This is a genomic window from Xanthomonas albilineans, from assembly GCF_002939705.1.
In the GTDB taxonomy this organism is placed as follows: domain Bacteria; phylum Pseudomonadota; class Gammaproteobacteria; order Xanthomonadales; family Xanthomonadaceae; genus Xanthomonas_A; species Xanthomonas_A albilineans.
This window is the reverse complement of record NZ_MDCB01000009.1, coordinates 99,308-118,123: the sequence shown is the minus strand read 5'-3', so window position 1 is coordinate 118,123 and position 18,816 is coordinate 99,308. Positions and strand designations below refer to the sequence as shown.

The window sequence follows — 18,816 nt, the reverse complement described above, 5'->3', positions numbered from 1 at the left end:
CAACCATGGCTTGGTTGATTTGGCTGGCTCATGGCAAGCACCATGCGTATGCTCGTATGACTGCATTACTTAATTGCACATGGGGAAACGTCATGAAAACCATCGCATCGCTTTTATTCGCATTATTGCTGATCTCTTCCACCGCCAGCGTCGGTGCCGCGCCGCTAGCCGCCGGCAAAAAACGTTTCCTGGGCTGCGCCTATAGCGCACCGCAGGCGCTGGATTTCGGCAAGTACTGGAACAAGCTCACACCAGAAAACGGCGGCAAGTGGGCCAGCGTGGAAGCGGTGCGCGGACAAATGGACTGGAGTGAGTTAGATAGAGCTTATAATTTTGCCCAGGACAACAACATAATAATGTTTGACCATGTCATGGCATGGGGCAGCCAACAACCGGAATGGATGCGGACACTGCCACCGGCCGAGCAGCTCGCCGCCATCAAACATTGGTTCGCCGCAGTGGCCCAGCGTTACCCCAATATCGCCATGTTGGAGGTCGCCAACGAAACGTTGCCCAATCACAATCAACCCGACAATCGCTACAGCGACAGCGGCAACTACATGCAGGCACTGGGAGGCCCCGGCGTCACTGGGGTGGATTGGGTCATTAATTTATTCCGCCTGGCGCGGCAGTATTTTCCGAATACCAAGCTGATGATCAACGACTACGGTATCACCGCCAGCGACGACGCCACGGGACAGTATTTGAGAACCATCCAGTTGCTGCAGCGTGAAAATCTGATCGACGCGATCGGCTTGCAGGAGCATGCCTTCGAGACCTCATCGGCGTCCTGGTGGACACATTTCTTCAACCTCAACACGTTGGGCGCCACCACGGGCCTGCCGATCTACATCACCGAGTTCGAGATCGACGGTCCGACCGATGCCCAGCAGTTGGATGGCTACAAGAAATTCTTTCCACTGTTCTGGGAAAATCAATACGTAAAGGGCGTGACGCTTTGGGGCTTCCGCCCTGGCCTGTGGCGCGACCAGGAGGGCGCCTACTTGATCAATAAAGACGGCAGCGAACGTCCGGCATTAAAATGGTTGCGCGATTTCGTGGCGAGTACACCATAACCGGCAAACTGCCCTGCCAACTGCTACGCACGGTCTCAGCCATGCCCTCCACCACGCTCTTTCTGCATCCGAACCGTCTGTTTCCCGCGGATCCGACCATGCAGGCGATCGCACGTCGCCTGTATGCTCAGGTCGCGGCTCTGCCGATCGTCAGCCCGCATGGGCACACCGATCCGGCCTGGTTTGCCGAGGATGCGCCATTCGCCAACGCCACCGAACTGCTGTTGATCCCGGACCACTACGTGTTCCGCATGCTCTACAGCCAAGGCGTGGATCTGGACACGCTGGGCATCCCGCGCGCCGATGGCAGCCGCGCCGCAGTGAACCCGCGCAGCGCCTGGCGGGTGTTCGCCGAACACTTTCACCTGCTGCGCGGCACACCCTCGGCGCTGTGGCTGAACCATGTCTTCCACGCGGTCTTCGGTTTGCGTGTGCGGCTGGACGCGGACAGTGCCGATCTGTACTACGACTGTATCGGCGAAGCACTGCAGACCCCTGCATTTCAGCCGCGCGCGTTGTTCGAACGCTTCGGTATCGAAGTGATCGCCACCACCGAATCGCCGTTGGATCCGCTACACCATCACGCCACGATTCGCGCCAGCGGCTGGGGCGGGCGGGTCATCACCACCTACCGGCCCGACCCGGTGATCGACCCGGAGCACGAACAGTTCCCTGCGGCGCTGCGGCGCTTCGGCGAACTGACCGGCGAGGACGTCTACACCTGGGACGGCTATCTGCGCGCGCACCGCCAACGCCGCGCGTTCTTCGCGCAGATGGGCGCGACGTCTACCGATCACGGTCATCCCAGCGCCGCCACAGCCAATCTGCCGGCTGTCGAGGCGGCACGCCTGTTCGCACGCGTGGTCGGTGGCACCGCCAGTGCTGCCGATGCGGAACTGTTCCGCGCACATATGCTGACCGAGATGGCGGCCATGAGCGTGGACGATGGCCTGGTCATGCAATTGCACCCAGGCTGCTTCCGCAACCACAACCGCACGCTGTTCGCGCGCTACGGCCGCGACAAAGGCGCCGACTTGCCTCTGCGCACCGACTACGTCCACGCACTCAAACCGCTACTGGACCGCTTCGGCAACACACCAGGCTTCACCCTGATCCTGTTCACTCTGGACGAGAGTACCTATGCGCGTGAACTGGCACCCTTGGCTGGGCACTATCCGGCGTTGCTGCTCGGACCGGCATGGTGGTTTCACGATGCACCAGAGGGGATGTGGCGTTTCCGCGAGCAGACCCTGAGCAGCGCTGGCTTCTACAACACGGTCGGCTTCAACGACGACACCCGCGCATTCTTGTCGATCCCCGCTCGGCACGACGTCGCTCGCCGCGTCGACTGCGCATTCCTGGCCAAGCTGGTCGCCGAGCACCGACTCGACGAGGACGAAGCGGTGGAAGTCGGCATCGACCTGGCCTACCGGCTGCCGAAGCGGGCCTATCGGCTGTGAATATCGCTATACAGGTCCGGAATGCTCAGCGTCTGGACACTGAGCGGTGCGCTAGCAAGGCAAAGCGAAAGCATTTCCTGCGCATGCGCCACAGGCGCATCCTATCGTTCGTGTCATCATCGTAGCGCCACGCACGCGGAAAGCGCCGTCTTTGCGATGTGGCCGGCTACACTGCCGACATGCAGAACGATGCCCATTTCTTGATCCTCGCCGGCCTGCTGTGTGCCGCCATCGCCTTGCTGTTGGTTGCGTTGTTGCGCCGGAGCACGCATACCGGACTGGAAGCAACCCTGCGCGAAGAACAGCGCAACGGTCGCAGCGAACTGCGCGAGCAACTCGACAGCCTGGCGCGGCAGCAGGACGCACGCAGCGAGGGCTTCGCGCGTCATCTGGCCGAGCTTTCCACCCGCACCGACCAGCGCCTGGACCTGCTGCGCGAAACCCTGACCGAAGAGGCGCGGCGTGGCCGCGTCGAGGCGGGCGAAGCGCAGCAGCGCCTGGCAGAGTCGCTCAACCAGCGTCTGATGGAGATGCGCAGCCAGCTCGATGGATTCGGCCAACAGCAGGATGTGCGCATGCAACAGTTCGGCCAGCAGCAAGCCGAGCTGATCGCCCGCATCGACACGCACCTGACCGCGCTGCGCGAGACCCTGATCGATGAGGCACGCAAGGGCCGCCAGGAGGGCGCGGATGCACAGCAACGTTTTGCCGACGCACTGGGCCTGCGCCTGGGCGAACTGGTCCAACGCAACGAGCAACGCCTGGGCGAGATGCGCGGCACCCTGGAGGAACGACTGAAGGAATTGCAGGCCGATAACGCCCTCAAGCTGGAGCAGATGCGCGGCACCGTCGACGAGAAACTGCAGACCACTCTCAACACCCGCCTGGATGCCTCGTTCAAGCTGGTTTCCGAGCGGCTGGAGCAGGTCCAGCGCGGGCTCGGCGAGATGCAACAATTGGCCACCGGCGTCGGCGACCTCAAACGCGTGCTGAGCAACGTCAAAGACCGTGGCGGCTGGGGCGAGGTGCAACTGGACAACATCCTCGAGCAAACCCTGACCCAGGAGCAATACGCGCGCAACGTGCGGATCCGGCCCGAGCGCAACGAAGCGGTGGACTTCGCCGTGCGCCTGCCCGGCCGTGGGCACGAGGACACGCCGGTGTGGTTACCGATGGACGCGAAGTTTCCGCGCGAGGACTATGAGCGGCTGCTCGATGCGCAAGAACGCGGCGACGCGGAACAGGCGCAACTGATGGGCGCGCAACTGGAACGCGCGATCCGGGTGCAGGCCAAGTCAATCGGCGACAAGTACATCGCGCCGCCACATACCACCGATTTCGCGGTGATGTTCCTGCCGACCGAGGGCCTGTATGCGGAAACCCTGCGCCGGCCCGGGCTAGCCGATGCGTTACAGCGCGAGCACCGCATCGTCATCGCCGGTCCGACCACGGTGACCGCACTGCTCAACAGCCTGCAGATGGGCTTTCGCACCTTGGCCATCGAAAAGCGCTCCAGCGAAGTCTGGGGAGTGCTGGCGGCGGTCAAGAGCGAGTTCGGGAAGTTCGCCGGCATCCTGGAAAAAGCCGAGAAGCAGATCAACACCGTCGGCAAGAGCCTGGGCGAAGCCAGCCGCAAGACCCGCACCATCGAGCGCCGTCTGCGCGGTGTGGAGACGCTGAGCGACACGCAAGCCACGTCGCTGCTGGAGCTGTCCCTGCCGCTGGACGAGGCCGATGCGGAGGAGGCCGCACCCGACGCGCCGGAGTAAGAGTCGCTAACAAAACAACTGCATCGCCGTCGGACGGGCGCGGGCAGCGCTCGGAATCCTCATTTACCCGCTCTGTACACTGCGGTTCCTGCGCGGTGTCCGCGCCCGCCCGACAGCGACTGGCGACGTTTTGTTGGCCACTCTAAGCCACCGCCGCAGTTTGCCCGGATCGGATGCAAGGGTTGCCGCCAGATCGGTAGGAGCGACCCGACACGCCCGCCACTGGCAGCGACTATGCTGGCGCTCCCTATCGCCCGAGGCGTTCCCATGTCTTTCTCGCTCTACGACATCCCGCTGATCCGCATCGATGGCCAACCCACCACGCTCGCCGAGCATCGCGGCAAGGTGCTGCTGATCGTCAACGTCGCTTCCAAATGCGGGTTGACCCCGCAGTACGCCGGCCTGGAAGCGCTGTACCGCGACAAGCGCGCCGCCGGCCTTGAAGTCCTCGGCTTCCCGGCCAATGACTTCAAGGGCCAGGAACCGGGCGATGAAGCGCAGATCCAGCAGTTCTGCCAGCTCACTTACGATGTCACCTTTCCGATGTTCGCCAAGATCGCCGTCACCGGCGAGGCGACCCATCCGTTGTATCGCGCGTTGATCCAGGCGCAGCCGCAGGCCGAAGGCGAAGGTCCGATGCGCGAGAAACTCGCAGGCTACGGCATCGAACCGAATCCGGTGCCGGGCGTGCTGTGGAACTTTGAAAAATTCCTGGTCGGGCGTGATGGTCAGGTCTGCGCGCGTTTCGCCCCCGATGTAACCGCCGACGCTCCACGCCTGCGTGCGGCGATCGACGCGGCATTGTCATAGTCCGGCGCGTGCTGCCTCGAATCAGGGCAGGGGAGACGAGCGCGTCGGGTAGTCGGAAGGTGAGTGCGGCAATATCCGGAACGATTGCAACCACTACGCAGCGGGATTGAACACGACGCCCAAGCAGGTCCACGGATCGCACCCCTGCCGATTTGGCAAGCACCCCATCGGCGCGGGAAAACCGTTCTATTGCATGCATAAAACCCCAGGCGAACCTGGGGTTTTATGCTGGCGCACTTGCGCTGAAGTCAGCGGGTGCCGCCGCGCCATTGCAACATCGGCATCGCATCCGCCGGCACCGTCGGATTCGCGTCTTCCTCGCGCAGGTAGTTGGGCAGATCCTTGTCCTCGCCCTGGTGACCACGACGCAGGTTGTTTTCGATCTGATAGTTGCGGCGCTGCAACCAGGCGTCGCGGGTGAGCTGATACTCGTCCGGAGCCTGATCGCGCATGCTGTCGAACGGCAGCAATTGCGCCCGGATGTCAACCAGTTGCAGACCCTGCAATCCGATCCGCACGCGATCGTCTTCGATCTGCTGCAATGGCGACAGCGACGTGTCAGCAGCCAGGCCGAGGACGTCGCGCACCGTGCGCGGGCCGAAAAAGGGCAACTCTACGTAACGCGAACGGCGCCAGCCCCAGACGCCAAGCGTCTTGCCGAAATCCTCGGTACGGCGCGGCAACTTGGCGTCGGTGGCCGGATCGAGAACGCCGCCGATACCCAACGTGCTGTTGATGACGAACCGGCTCAGGGTCTGCCCAGCTTGTAGCGGATGTCCTTGTAGCACCTGGTTGACCATGGTCAGCGGCGAGCCAAGGTTGTTGAAGAAGTTGGTCACGCCCAAGCGCGCCGGGCGTGGCACCACATTCACGTATGTCCGCGCCAGCGGCCGCGCCAGCGCGTGGTCCACCACGTTGTTGAACGCATGCACCTTGCGGTTGAACTTTTCCCACGGATCGTAGCTTTGCGGCACGGATACGCCAGCGGGCAGGGTCGCGTCGGCTCCCAGATTGTTGGGATCGCTGGCATACAACGCAGCGTAGTCGTCCTCGGCGGACGTGGGCGCACTCCTCTGCGTGCCCGTCGAAACACCACCGCTGGCAACGGCCCCGGGACGGGCTGCTGCCGTGCTATCCGGCGCCGCTGGCATGGTGGACGCCGCAGTGCTGCTATCCGTGGCCATGGGGGGCGTGGATGGGTCCGGCGATGCGGCGACCGGTGGCGTCGCCGGGGGCTTGGGAGTGCTGGCGTAGGCACTGAGCGCAACAACCAGGGTCAGTATCAAAGAAGTGAGGATACGCAGCACGTTCATGTGTCAGCTTGCAGCCGGTGGTGAATGGAAATCCAGGGTCGAAGCCAGCCGGTAGGCCGCGCTTAGTTCGGTCAGGCCGGCAGGGTCGCCGTGGATGGCGACCTCGGCCTGACCTTGGGTGCGGATGCGCGCGGCGAGTTCGGCCAACAGCGCCAGGCCGGCGCTATCCACCCGCGACACAGCGCGCAGATCCAGCGCACGCACGCCAGCGAGCTGGCGCAACGCGGCCGGCCACAGCGTGGTGGCCGCGGCGCGGTCGAGCACGCCGCTCAACGCGAGCGTATCGCCGTCGCGCCGCAGTTGCGGCTCACTTGCCACTGCTGCTCGCCGGGGCCGCCTGCAGCGTGCCGTTGCGCAGTTCGGCCGCGACTTCGGCGATCGACTTGTTACTCAGCGGAGTATCGAATTGGTTGCGGAAGGTTTGCACGTAGGACACGCCTTCCACCATCACATCGAAGATCTTCCAAGTGCCGCCCGTATTGCGCATCAGATAGTCCACCGGCACCGGATCGCCGCTGCTGCGCACCAGTTCGGTGGAGACTTTGACGCCACGACCACCCGGCAGCGGCGCTTCGGACTTGACCTGCACCTGCGGTTTGCCTTCGAAGGTCAACAACGCGCTACCGTAGCGCTGCATCAGGTTGTCGGCCATCGCATCGGCGAACAGCTTGACGTCGGCATCGGAGGCGCCGCGGCCATGCACGCCCAACACCAGGCGTGCGGCGTAATCGCGATCGAAGGACTTGTTCAATTCGCTGTCGATGAACTGGCGCAGCGCGCTGCTGTTGCTCTTGAACTCGGCACGGCGCTGTTCCAGCGTACTCAGGATGCGAGTGCTGTTCTCGAGCACGACCTTGCTGGCGGTCGAGGCACTCGGGGCGGTGGCACCGGCTGTCTGGGCCAGCACGGCGGTCGGCACGGCCAGGGCAAGCGCGGTGGCGAGAGCGACGGGAAGCAGTTTGATCGTCATGGCTTGTTTGGTTCCTTAGAGGGCGGGACGGGGCCGGCAGCGGAGGATGCGGCAGCGGGCGTCACGGTCTTGTCTCCGCCACTGCCGCCACCGAACATGTATTTACCCACCAATTGGATCAAGTCCACCGCCGGCTGGGTGAAGGCGATTTCCTGGCCAGGCTTGAGCGTGTCCGGGTCGCCACCGGGTTGCAAGCCGACGTAGCTCTCGCCCAGCAGGCCGCTGGTGAGAATGGCGGCGGAGGTATCGGCGGGCAGATCCTTGTACTTGCCGTCGATGGACAGGGTCACCACCGAGTCGAACTTGGTCGGGTCCAGATCGATCTTGGCGACCTGACCGATGATGACACCACCGATCTTCACTGGCGCCTGCGCGCGCAGTTGGCCGATCTGGGAGAAGCGGGCGATCAGCGCATAGCGGTCGCCGCCGAACCCCCATTGCCGGTTGGTGGAGGCGATCGCCAGCACCAGCAGCGAGGCCAGGCCCAGCAGCAGGAAGGCGCCGACGGCGAACTCGAGACGGGGACCACGCAGAGCCATAACGTATCTACCTCATTGATTCGATCTGACCGCGACGACAGTGCCGCGACCGGTGGACTGCCGCGCCGCCTAACGGAACAGCAGCGCCGACATGACGAAATTGAACATCAACACCAATAACGAGGCATTGACCACCGCACGGGTGGTGGCGACCGAGGTGCCCTCGATGGTCGGCTCCGCATGGAACCCCACGTAGGCCGCCACCAGCGCCGCCGTGCCGCCGAATACCGCCGACTTGAGCATCGCCACGCCGAAGTCGGCCCAGAAATCCACACTGCTCGACAGCGCCGACCAGAACGTGCCGCGATCCAGCCCGAGCGCCCCGATCGCCTCGAAGTAGCTGGCGCTGATCGCCAGCGAGCAGAAGATGCCGGTCAGCAGCGGTACCGTCAGCACCGCCGCCCAGAAGCGCGGTGCCACCGCCTTGGCCACCGGGTCGATCGCCATCAGCTCCAGCGCCTTGATCTGGTCGGTGGCGCGCATCAGCCCCAATTCCGCGGCAATCGAACTGCCGGCACGGCCGATGAACAGCAGCGCGGTGAGCACCGGCGCCAGTTCGCGGTAGAGCGACAGCCCGAGCAAGGTGGACAAGGCATCGGAGGCGCCATAGGTGGTCAGGGTGCGGTAACCCTGCAGCGTCAGCACCAAGCCGACGAAGGCACCGCCGACGGCGATGATCGGCAACGAGCGCGCGCCGACCTTGTAGATTTCGCGAATCAACTCGGCGAGCAGATCGCGGCTCGGCAGCGAGCCGCGCAGCACGGTCAGGAAGAACAGCCCGGCACGGCCCAGGGCGCGGATCGAGGCGGCCATGGCCATCAGGCGGCACTCCGCGCACGCTGCGGCGCATCGAACGGGATCGGGCCATCGGGGCGACCGTGCAGGAACTGTTGCAACAGCGGATCGGCGCTGGCCTGCAACGCCTGTGGCGTGCCGGCGAAGACCACGCCGCCATTGGCGATGGCCACCGCCTGGTCGCAGATCGGCAGGGTCTCGTGGACGTGATGGCTGACGATAATGCTGGTCAGGCCGAGCGTGGCATTGAGCCGCTGGATCAGGCTCATGATGACACCGGAGGCGATCGGGTCCAGCCCGGTCAGTGGTTCGTCGTAGATCATCAGCGGCGGGTCCAGCGCCAGCGCCCGCGCCAACGCCACGCGTCGCGCCATGCCCCCGGACAACTCGCGCGGCCACGCCTCGGCGGCGGCACGCAGGCCCACCGCATGCAGCTTCAATGCCACTAGGCGTTGCAGGACCGGCTCGGGCAGGCGGGTGTGGGCGCGCAACGGCAGCGCCACGTTCTCGGCCACGCTGAGGTCGGTCAGCAGGCCGTTGCCCTGGAGCAGCACGCCGATGCTTTTTCGCGTTTCGCGCAGCGCGCGGCTGCCGCGCGGCAAGGGGCGACCGAATACCTGGAGCGTCCCGGCCACCAGCACCAATTCACCGGTCAGCGCCGCCAGCAGGGTCGACTTGCCGCTGCCCGACGGGCCCAGCACGGCGGTGATGCTGCCCTGCGGCACCGTCAGCGATACGTCGCGCAGGATCGCCCGACCACCGCGGTCGATCCGCACGCCCGACAACTGCACCAGATTGGGTTCGGAAGACGCCATCGCGACCTTTAACGAAAATACAACGTAGGATTGATCCGCTCGGCTGAACTTAACCGGACTGGCGCGTGCAGTATTGTGGCATCGCGCGCACCCGTCTCGGCGCGGCGCGGCAGCCCTGTACATGCGGCAGCAGGGATCGGCCCACCTGACCGCGATGGATCTGTCGCCACCGCTGCGGTCGCGCGGGGCGTTGCCGCAACGCATCCGGCACAATGCTCGGGAACATGCACGTGACGTCCGCGCCCGATTTCCGGCTGTATCCCTCCAACGCGCTGGATACCCTGGCCGCTCTGCTCGCCGAAGAGCTGCGTCGGCCACTGCCGGAGCAACCGCTGCTGGCGCCTGAAGTGGTGTTGATCCCGCAGGTGGCGATGCGGCGTTGGCTGCAGTCCACGCTGGCCGCCACGCACGGGGTCGCGGCGAATCTGCAGTTCCTGACTCCCGGCGAGTTCGTCGCGCACGCGCTGGAGCGCAATCTCGGCGCCGCAGACGACGACCTGGACATGACCAGCCTGCACTGGCGCCTGTATGCGGCGCTGCGCAGCGATCTCGGCGCCGAGCCGACGCTGGCACCGCTGGCCGCTTACCTGGCCGACGACGATCCGCTCAAACCATGGACCCTGGCCGGCGAACTGGGCAACGTGTTCGAGAAATACCAGGCTTGGCGCCGCGACTGGCTGCTGCGCTGGGAAGCCGGTGCCGATCCGGACGACGTACAGGCACGACTGTGGCGCCGCATCGCCAGCGGCCGCGCCTACCGCGCACGGCGTATCGGCCACTATCTGGACCGCTACGCACGGCCCGACGGTCCGCTGCCGCAGGGTTTGCCACCACGGCTGTTCGCCTTCGCCGTGCTCAATATCTCTCCCGACGTGCTGCGCGTGCTGGCCACCCAGGCTCGGGTCGGCACGCTGCACTTCTATCTGCCGACACCGACGCAGGGTTATTGGGGCGACCTGCAAACCCTCTGGCAGCGCCGCCGCGCCGGCGCCGCGGTAGACCTGTTCGCCGAACAAATACAGGAAAATCCGCTACTGCAAGCCTGGGGTGCGGCCGGGCGCGACTTCATGGCCTTGATCGGCGACTACGAGGTGGTGCATCCGCTGGCCGAGATCGCGGTCTACGCCGATCCGCTCGAATCGGGCCAGCGTCCGCTCGCCAACGGCGGACTCGGCGACAGCCTGCTGCGGCGGATGCAAAGCGACCTGTTCCAGCGCCGCGCACCGAGATCACCGGCCGCGTTGCCGACGGTGAACAAACACGATCCCAGCCTACAGGTGCACGCCTGCCATACCCGTCTGCGCGAACTGCAGGTGCTGCACGACCAGCTGCGCGCATTGCTGGACGACCCGCGCTTGGATCCCCCACTGCAGCCGCGCGAGATCGCGGTGCTCTCCCCGGACATCGACCCATACGTGCCGTACCTGGACGCGGTGTTCGGCAGCCACGGCAACGACGACGCCTTGCCCTACGCCCTGGCCGACGCCAGCCCGCTGGCCAGCGAGCCGCTGGCCGAGGTATTCCTGGCCTTGCTTGGCTTGCCAATCGCGCGCTTCGGCCTGCACGAAATCCTCGACCTGATCGCCAGCGCGCCGATCGCCGAAGCCGCCGGGCTGGACACCGCCGGATTGGACCGCCTGCGCGGCTGGCTGCACGCGGCCGGCGCGCGTTGGGGCCTGGACGCGGCACACCGGCGCCAGCACCAGGCGCCGGCCGACGACGCCTACACCTGGCGCTTCGCCCTGGACCGGCTGCTGCTCGGCCACGCCAGCGGCGCCGAGGACGACATCGGCGGCGTCGCCCCATGGCCACAGTTGGAAGGCAGCGCACTCGCAGCGCTGGACACACTGCTGCGCCTGCTGCGCGTCCTCGACCGCCACCAAGCCGCGCTGGCCGAGCCGATGCCGCCGGCACAATGGCGCGAATGCTTGCTGGCCCTGCTCGATGCCGTACTGCCACAGACACCATCGGCACCAGGCGCGCAACGCGCACTGGAACGGCTGCGCACGCTGATCGACCAGTTTGCGCGCGACGCCGCGCGCGCCGAGTACGCCGCCGCAGTGCCAGCCGAGGTGGTGCGCGCGCATTTCGCCGCGGTGTTGAGTGAATCGGACACCCGCGCACCGTTGCTCACTGGCGGCATCAGCTTCGGGCGTATGGTGCCGATGCGATTGCTGCCGTTCCGCGCGATCTGCCTGCTCGGCATGAACGACGGCGATTTCCCGCGCCGCGATCCAGCCGCCGGGCTCAACCGGCTCACCGCCGAACTGGGAACCGCACGCCGCCGCCACGGCGACCGCTCCACCCGCGAAGACGACCGTTTCCTGTTCCTGCAATTGTTCGCCTCGGCGCAGGACGTGTTCTATCTGAGCTATCTCGGTGCCGATGCGCGCGATGGCAGCGTCCGTGAACCTTCGCCGCTGGTCGGCGAACTGCTGGCCTGCGCAGCGCAGTACCACGCCGAGCCCGCAGCGGCCACAGCGCTGGTGGTGCGCCATCCACTGCAACCCTTCGCCGCGGCCGCCTTCGGCGCCATCGGTGCGGAAGCGGCCGACCCACGCCGTTTCAGCTATCGCCGGCAATGGCGACCAGCGGTGGACAGCCTGATCGGGCAGCGCCAGCCGCTGCCGCCGTGGATTCCCGAAACACTGCCCGCCATGGCCGATGACGCGCTGCCAACGTCACTGTCCATCGACGAGCTGCGGCGTTTCTTGCTCGATCCCGCCGAACAGTTCCTGCACCAGCGCCTGGGCCTGCGCCTGCCCGATCCGGCACAGGCCGACAGCGACCTGGAGCCGCTGATGGCTCCCACCCGCGGGCTGGACAAATATGGTTTGCAGCAACAGGTGTTCGAGGCGCTACTGCGCGAAGAAACCGACGGCTTGTACGAACGCTTGCGTGCCCGCGCGCTGCTGCCATCCGGGCCACTGGGGCGACGTCAGCTCGATCAGCACCTACGCCAGTTGCGTCCCTATGCGGACGCGTTCGGACACTGGTGCGGCGCGACACCGGCACCGCCAGCGGCGCGTCTGTACGTCCACATCGACGGCACCGAACTGCATGGTCGGCTCTCGGGTTGGTACGCGTCGGGGGTCGGGCGGGTCAAGATCGGCGCATTGAGCGGGCGCAGCGCGATCCGCCACGGCCTGGAGTGGCTGTTGCTGCGTGCCGCCGGCGAAGGCGCGCCATTCGTGCGTTTCTTCGAGCACCAGGACGGTCTCGGCCCACATCCGCTGGACCCCAAACCGCTATCGGCAACGCAGGCGCAACAGGCGCTGGCCGACTTGCTGCGACTGTATCGCCAAGGCCACCAGACACCGCTGGCGTTCGCGCCTTACAGCAGTTGGGCGTATTACCAGGCCGCACGCGGCGGCGATCTGGACACGGCGATCAAGAACGCCGCAGCGCAATGGCAGACCGGTTTCAGCTGGAGGGAAGCGGATCGCCCGCAACTGCGTCTGATCGGTCGTGGCCGCGATCCATTCGCCGATCCGCACCGCTTCGCCGCTTTCGCCGCCACCAGCCAGCGCGTCTTCGGTCTGCTCGAACGCGGTGATCCCGGCCCGATGCTCGACCCCGAGCATCTGCTCGAAAGCTGGCAGCGCTGGCACGGTACGCAGGAGGATGCCGAATGAGCGCCGCGTCCGATCGCGATCCTTATCTGCATCTGCCGCTGCACGGTGTGCGCCTGATCGAGGCCAGCGCCGGCACCGGCAAGACCTTCACCCTGGCGACGTTGTTCACCCGCTTGGTGGTCGAACGCGGCCTGCGCCTGGGCCAGATCCTCGCCGTCACCTTCACCGAAGCCGCCACCCAGGAATTGCGCCGGCGCATCCGCGAGCGCCTCACGCTCGCCGCCACATTGGTGCCGGAGACCGACGCGGCGGCGTGGCAGATGCCAGCCTCAGCAGAATCGCCTGACCTGAGCCTCACCCGGCAATTGCTCCAGGCGCACCTCGCCACCGCGCAGGAAACGCCCACCGCATTACGCCGGCGCTTGCAGCAAGCGGCCGAGGACATCGATCTGGCCGCGATCTTCACCATCCACGGCTTCTGCGCGCGGGCGCTGCGCGAGTACGCACTGGAAAGCGGCCAGACCTTCGCCACGCCACAGTTGTTGACAGACGAGCGCGAACTCCTGCGCGATGTGGCCGCCGACCTGTGGCGCGCGCACGCCGTCGATGCCAGCGTCGCCGAGGATCTGGAAGCGCTGTGGAAAGGTGGCCCGCACGAGCTCGCTGCCGATCTGCACGCATTGATCCACATTCCGCATCTATTGCCATTGCCATCTGCGCAGGCATCGGCAGATCCATCCGCAACGCGCGCGCAGGCGGCGCAGGTACTGATCGCCGCGATGCAAACGCATGCCGACGACGCTTATGCCGCGATCATCGCGGCATTCGACAATAAAGTTTTCAACGGTAAATTGGTCAAACGGCCAAGCTTCGATAAGGCATTCGAGCAATTGTGGCAGGGTAGGGCAGACGCCCAATGGACACTCGATGCCCCAGGCAGCCATCTCGACAAACTGCTGCCCGCGCGGTTGAGCACATTCTGTCGGGAAGACGCGCGCGATCGCGTCCCGCGTTCTCCACTCTTCGATGCATTCGATGCATGGCAACAGGCCGATGCGCAGGTACGGCAATGGCAGACCGAGCGGCGCATCCGATTCCTGCACACGCTGCGCGAGGCCGCCATCGCACGCATCGCGGCGATCAAGCGGCAGCGGCGCGTGCAGACCTACGACGATTTCATCGATGCTGTTGCACAAGCGTTGCGCGGTCCGCATGCAGAGGCGTTGGCGCGTGGCTTGCGCGCGCAGTACGCCGTCGCGCTGGTGGACGAATTCCAAGATACCGACGCGCGCCAATGGGCGATCTTTTCCACGCTCTTCGGCATCAGCGACCTCACACACGGCATCGGGTTCGAACCGGGGTTATTCCTGATCGGCGACCCCAAGCAGGCCATCTATGGCTTTCGTGGCGGCGACGTACACACGTATCTGTCTGCGGTCACCAACGCCGAGCGGGCACCACCACTGGATCACAACTTCCGCTCGCGCCCAGCGCTGCTGACGGCAATCGACGCACTCTACGCGCAGGCAGGTTACACGCAGGCATTCTTCATCGATGGCATCGATTTTCACCCCGTGCAGGCGGGTGGACGACGTGCCGATACCGACCTGCAACGCGATGGCCGTTGCGCGCCGGCACTCACCCTCTGGCGTGCACCGGATCCGCCTTTGCCCGCCAAAGGCAAACCGCGCCCCTGGAGTGCGGGCCGTGCGCGCGAGCTGTGTACTGCGGCCTGCGTCGCGGCGATTGGCGATTGGCTCGGCGCCGGTCGTGCCGGCAACGCGCTGGTGGATGGCCGTGCGGTGCAGCCCGGCGACATCGCCGTGCTGGTCCGCAGCCACAGCGATGCCACCCGCATCCAACAGGCACTCGCGGCGGTCGGCATTCCCGCGGTCGCGGCAGGAAAACAGAGCCTGTTTGCGAGCGAAGAAGCATTGGAGCTGATGGCACTGCTGCACAGCCTGCTCGACCCAGGCGACGACAGCCGCCTGCGCGCCGCACTCGCCACTGTGCTGATCGGCGAGGATGCGGCGGCAATCGCCGCGCTCGACCACGACGGCGAACGGCATCGCCGTTGGCAACAGCAAGCATTGGACTGGCGCGAGCGCTGGCAACGCGGTGGCCCGCTGGCGCTGATCGAACATCTCGGGTCCACCAACGCGCAGCGCCTGTTGGCCCTGGTCGATGGCGAGCGCCGTCTGAGCAACTATCTGCAACTCGCCGAACTGCTGCAAGAAGCGCACACCCATGCACTCGGCCCACACGGTTTGGTCGACTGGCTCGCGCGCCGGATCGCCGCGTCCAATGCCAATGACGACACCCAACTGCTGCGACTGGAATCGGATGCGCGGCGTGTGCAGATCATCACCTTGCACAAATCCAAGGGGTTGGAATATCCCCTGGTATTTCTGCCTTACGTCGGCATCGGCCAAAAGCCATTGACGCAAAAACCGGGCGAACGGGTCATCGTGCATCGCCAGGGCAAACGCTGCCTGCATTGGCCCTTACACGTCGATGCAGTGGAATGGGAAGCCAGCAAACGCGCATGGGAACATGCACAACGTGCCGAAGACGCGCGTCTGCTTTACGTCGGCCTGACCCGTGCCGAACACGCACTGTGGATCGCCACCGGCCCATTCTTCCGGCACGACACGACCGCACTGGCGCCGATGCTCAGCGACATCGACACGTTGCAATCGCGCATCAGCAGCGAGATCGTCGTGTGCGATACCCGCCCGCCACCGCCGCATCCGCCGCGCCTGCCACCGGCCGAAGCACTGCACGTGCCGCCGGCACGCACGCCAATGCGCAAGCTCGTGGCGGAGTGGTGGGTCTACAGCTTCACCCAATTGGCCAATGCCGACGCCGGGACCGATCCAATGGCAAGCACCACTGTCGCCAGCCGTGGCGGTCGCGACGAACCTACCGCCGCCGACACGGTCAACGCAGCGGCAGAGGTGGAGATCATCGACCGGCGCTTCGTCGGCAATCGCTTCGGCGTCGCCATGCACGAGGTGTTCGAACGCTGCGATTTCGCCGCCTGGCGCGATTGGCGACCAGGGCAACCCACTCCGGTCGGGCAGCACAACGCCATCGTCGAAGCACTGCAACGCGGTGGCTATGCCGAGGACGAACTGACCGACGGCAGCGCGGTCCTTACCAGCCTGGTCGGCCATACGCTGACCGTGCCGCTACCTGAAGGCATCTGTCTGGCCGCGTTGCCGCAGACGCAGCGACGCAACGAAATGGAATTCCACTTCGCCATGCGTCCGACCCGGGTCGATGCGCTGCTGACGCTGTTGCATCGCTTCGGCGTGGCCGGCGAGCGCCAGGCGTTCGGCGCACGACAACGGCTGGAAGGGCTGATGACCGGGCTGATCGACCTCACCTACCACCACGCTGGGCGCTGGTACGTGCTCGATTACAAATCCAACCGCCTGCCAAGCTACGACCCCGACGCGCTGGCAACGGCGATGGCGCACAGCGAATACACCCTGCAAGCTCTGATCTATACCGTCGCACTGCACCGCTGGCTACGTTTCCGCCTCGGCGCCAGCTACGCCTATGCGCGCGATTTCGGCGGCGTGCGCTACCTGTTCTGTCGCGGCCTGGACGCCACGCGCGATCCATCGCCGGGGGTGCATGCTTGGCGCTTCGACCCGGCACTGGTCGAAGGCGTGGATGCGTTGTTCGCCGGCATTGATGCGGTGGAGAACCCACGATGAACCTTTTCGATGCCCTGCAACGTGGCGGCACGCTGCGCACCCTCGACCTGGCCTTCGCGCAGAGTCTGCAGCGGCTGGACCCGACCACCGCGCCAGCGGTGCTGGCCGCTGCCGCGATGGCCTCGTTGGCGGTGGCCAGCGGTCATGCCGGGTTGGACCCGGCCCACGCCAACGCGTTGCTCGACAGCCGCGATGGCACCGCGCCGCCGCTGCCCACGACGGACGACTGGATGCGCGCATTGGCCGCCTCGCGCTGGGTTACCCAGCCGGCGGCCGAGGACGCGGCCGCCGCCGATTGCCCACTGGTGCTCGAACGCGGCCTGCTGTACCTGCGCCGCTACCGCGAGTACGAACGACGTCTGGCGCTGGGCCTGCGCCGCCTCGCCGCGCCATCGCCGCCCCAGGGCGACCTGGCCACACTGGCGCCGCTGTTCGCGCAGTTGTTTCCCCGCACGGGGCGGCAGGCAACCGTCGACCCCTTTCCCGACCGCCAGGCCCAGGCCGCCGCGCTCGCCCTGCGCCGCGCGCTACTGCTGGTCACCGGCGGCCCCGGGACCGGCAAGACCACCACCATCGCCCGCCTGCTGCTGCTGCGCATCGCCCAGTCGCACACCCTGTCCATGCCCGCACCACGCATCGCCCTGGCCGCGCCCACTGGCCGGGCCGCTGAGCGCATGGCCGCAAGCCTGCGTACCGCCGTGGCGCGCATGTGCGCCGATGGCGTCGATCCGGCCCTGGCCGAAGCGCTGCCGGCCAAGGCGCGCACCCTGCATCGCCTGCTCGGCGTCATCCCCGAATCGCCGCGCTTCCGTCATGACCCGGACAACCCATTGCCGTTCGACGTGATCGTGGTGGACGAAGCCTCGATGGTCGATCTGCCATTGATGTGCAAACTGGTCGAGGCCGTCGCCGATGGCGCGCAACTGATCCTGCTCGGCGACGCCGACCAGTTACCGTCGGTGGAAGCCGGCGACGTACTCGCCGCCATCTTGCAAGCCGCCGGCCCCGGCGATGCCTTGCAGCCCATCGACGCGCACGCGTTGCGACCGCTGCTCGGCGACAGTCCGGTCGCGGCGCAGGGTGGGGGATTGGTCGGACATCGCGTGCATCTGCTGCGCGGCTACCGCCAGGCGCAGGACTTTACTCTGGCCCCGCTGGCCGAGGCCGTGCGCACGGGCGACGCCGACACCACCATGCAGTTGCTGCGCAAGGGCGAGTTGGCCGGCGTGCATTTTCACGACGGTGTCGAAGACCCGCTTGTCGCCGGCGGCGACGCCCTGCTCGCACACTGGCGCGCGCTGGGCGAGGCCGACGACCCCGCCGAGGCGCTGCGCGCCGCCGCGCGCCTGCGCCTGCTCACCGCCGTGCGCGCCGGCCCGCAGGGCGCACGCACGCTCAACGCACGCATCGAACAGCTGCTCGCCGACCCCATCGCCGGCCACCGCCGCCTGGGGAGCGCCACGCCTTGGTTCCATGGGCGTCTGCTGTTGATCGTCGAAAACAGCTACCGCCACGGCCTATTCAACGGCGATGTCGGGATTTGCTTACGCGACGCGCAGGGCATCCTGGTGGCCTGGTTCGACGGCGCCGGCGATGGCGACGTGCGCGGCTTCCACCCCGCCGCCTTGCCCGCGCACGAGAGCGCCTTCGCCATGACCGTGCATAAGGCACAGGGCAGCGAATTCGACACCGTATGGTTGCAACTGCCCAGCCGCGACGCGCGCGTACTCAGCCGCGAGCTGGTCTACACCGGCCTTACCCGCGCCCGTCGCGCGTTGCATCTGGCCGTCAGCGAACCACTGCTACGCACCGCGCTGGCGCGGCATGCCGCGCGGATTTCGGGATTGGCATGGCGGCTGGGTGGGAAACCGGCATTGCCAGCACGTCCTGAATCGCTGGTCGAAATGGCTTCACCGGTGCAGCGCGGACTGTTCTAAGCGGACCGCTAAACGATCGAAATAACCGACAT

General features: G+C 66.2%; 13 protein-coding genes and 1 other RNA gene. 8 read left to right on the top strand and 6 right to left on the bottom strand.

Annotated features, from left to right (window positions below):
• Nucleotides 1-92: 92 nt before the first annotated feature.
• The 5 genes from XalbCFBP2523_RS09870 (at nucleotide 93) to XalbCFBP2523_RS09850 (ending at nucleotide 5,115) form a co-directional block, all read left to right on the top strand.
• Nucleotides 93-1,076, top strand: a complete 984-nt coding sequence (locus tag XalbCFBP2523_RS09870; RefSeq protein WP_045761615.1) for an endo-1,4-beta-xylanase — start codon at nucleotides 93-95, stop codon at nucleotides 1,074-1,076.
• Between the two features lie 41 nt (nucleotides 1,077-1,117).
• Entirely contained in the window at nucleotides 1,118-2,536 is a 1,419-nt protein-coding gene (gene uxaC / locus XalbCFBP2523_RS09865) for a glucuronate isomerase (protein WP_045765027.1), read from the top strand.
• A 179-nt stretch (nucleotides 2,537-2,715) separates the two neighbouring features.
• Nucleotides 2,716-4,305: a DNA recombination protein RmuC gene (locus XalbCFBP2523_RS09860; RefSeq protein WP_045758691.1), complete on the top strand. Its 1,590-nt coding sequence runs from the start codon at nucleotides 2,716-2,718 to the stop codon at nucleotides 4,303-4,305.
• Between the two features lie 61 nt (nucleotides 4,306-4,366).
• Nucleotides 4,367-4,444, top strand: a non-coding RNA gene (locus XalbCFBP2523_RS09855) — sX9 sRNA.
• A gap of 128 nt (nucleotides 4,445-4,572) precedes the next feature.
• Nucleotides 4,573-5,115, top strand: coding sequence for a glutathione peroxidase (locus XalbCFBP2523_RS09850; RefSeq protein ID WP_045765026.1), 543 nt, complete (start codon nucleotides 4,573-4,575; stop codon nucleotides 5,113-5,115).
• Nucleotides 5,116-5,363: 248 nt separating this feature from the next.
• On the opposite strand, the gene XalbCFBP2523_RS09845 is transcribed toward XalbCFBP2523_RS09850, so the two are convergent.
• The 6 genes from XalbCFBP2523_RS09845 to XalbCFBP2523_RS09820 form a co-directional block, all read right to left on the bottom strand.
• Entirely contained in the window at nucleotides 5,364-6,428 is a 1,065-nt protein-coding gene (locus tag XalbCFBP2523_RS09845; protein WP_012914597.1) for an MlaA family lipoprotein, read from the bottom strand.
• Between the two features lie 3 nt (nucleotides 6,429-6,431).
• A complete protein-coding gene (locus XalbCFBP2523_RS09840) occupies nucleotides 6,432-6,746 on the bottom strand; it encodes an STAS domain-containing protein (protein ID WP_045757529.1) in 315 nt (104 codons plus the stop codon).
• Entirely contained in the window at nucleotides 6,736-7,398 is a 663-nt protein-coding gene (locus tag XalbCFBP2523_RS09835) for an MlaC/ttg2D family ABC transporter substrate-binding protein (RefSeq protein ID WP_045765025.1), read from the bottom strand. Before XalbCFBP2523_RS09835 ends, XalbCFBP2523_RS09840 begins: the two co-directional genes overlap by 11 nt.
• The gene (gene mlaD, locus XalbCFBP2523_RS09830; RefSeq protein ID WP_045765024.1) at nucleotides 7,395-7,937 is read right to left on the bottom strand and encodes an outer membrane lipid asymmetry maintenance protein MlaD; all 543 of its coding nucleotides are present in this window, start codon (nucleotides 7,935-7,937) and stop codon (nucleotides 7,395-7,397) included. The genes XalbCFBP2523_RS09835 and mlaD overlap by 4 nt, the downstream gene beginning before the upstream one ends.
• A gap of 69 nt (nucleotides 7,938-8,006) precedes the next feature.
• Nucleotides 8,007-8,756 (bottom strand): MlaE family lipid ABC transporter permease subunit, encoded by a 750-nt coding sequence (locus XalbCFBP2523_RS09825; protein ID WP_012914593.1) that lies wholly within the window; start codon nucleotides 8,754-8,756, stop codon nucleotides 8,007-8,009.
• Nucleotides 8,756-9,547 (bottom strand): ATP-binding cassette domain-containing protein, encoded by a 792-nt coding sequence (locus XalbCFBP2523_RS09820; RefSeq protein ID WP_045765023.1) that lies wholly within the window; start codon nucleotides 9,545-9,547, stop codon nucleotides 8,756-8,758. The genes XalbCFBP2523_RS09825 and XalbCFBP2523_RS09820 overlap by 1 nt, the downstream gene beginning before the upstream one ends.
• Nucleotides 9,548-9,771: 224 nt before the next feature.
• Between XalbCFBP2523_RS09820 and recC the strand changes: the two genes are divergently transcribed.
• From recC to recD, 3 genes are read left to right on the top strand one after another with little or no spacing between them, the layout of a single operon-like run.
• Nucleotides 9,772-13,182 carry an exodeoxyribonuclease V subunit gamma gene (gene recC / locus XalbCFBP2523_RS09815; RefSeq protein ID WP_045765022.1) on the top strand — a complete coding sequence of 1,137 codons (3,411 nt, stop codon included), beginning with the start codon at nucleotides 9,772-9,774 and terminating at the stop codon, nucleotides 13,180-13,182.
• Nucleotides 13,179-16,847, top strand: coding sequence for an exodeoxyribonuclease V subunit beta (recB, locus tag XalbCFBP2523_RS09810; protein WP_045765021.1), 3,669 nt, complete (start codon nucleotides 13,179-13,181; stop codon nucleotides 16,845-16,847). The genes recC and recB overlap by 4 nt, the downstream gene beginning before the upstream one ends.
• Nucleotides 16,844-18,784 (top strand): exodeoxyribonuclease V subunit alpha, encoded by a 1,941-nt coding sequence (gene recD, locus XalbCFBP2523_RS09805; protein ID WP_045765020.1) that lies wholly within the window; start codon nucleotides 16,844-16,846, stop codon nucleotides 18,782-18,784. Before recB ends, recD begins: the two co-directional genes overlap by 4 nt.
• Nucleotides 18,785-18,816 lie beyond the last annotated feature (32 nt).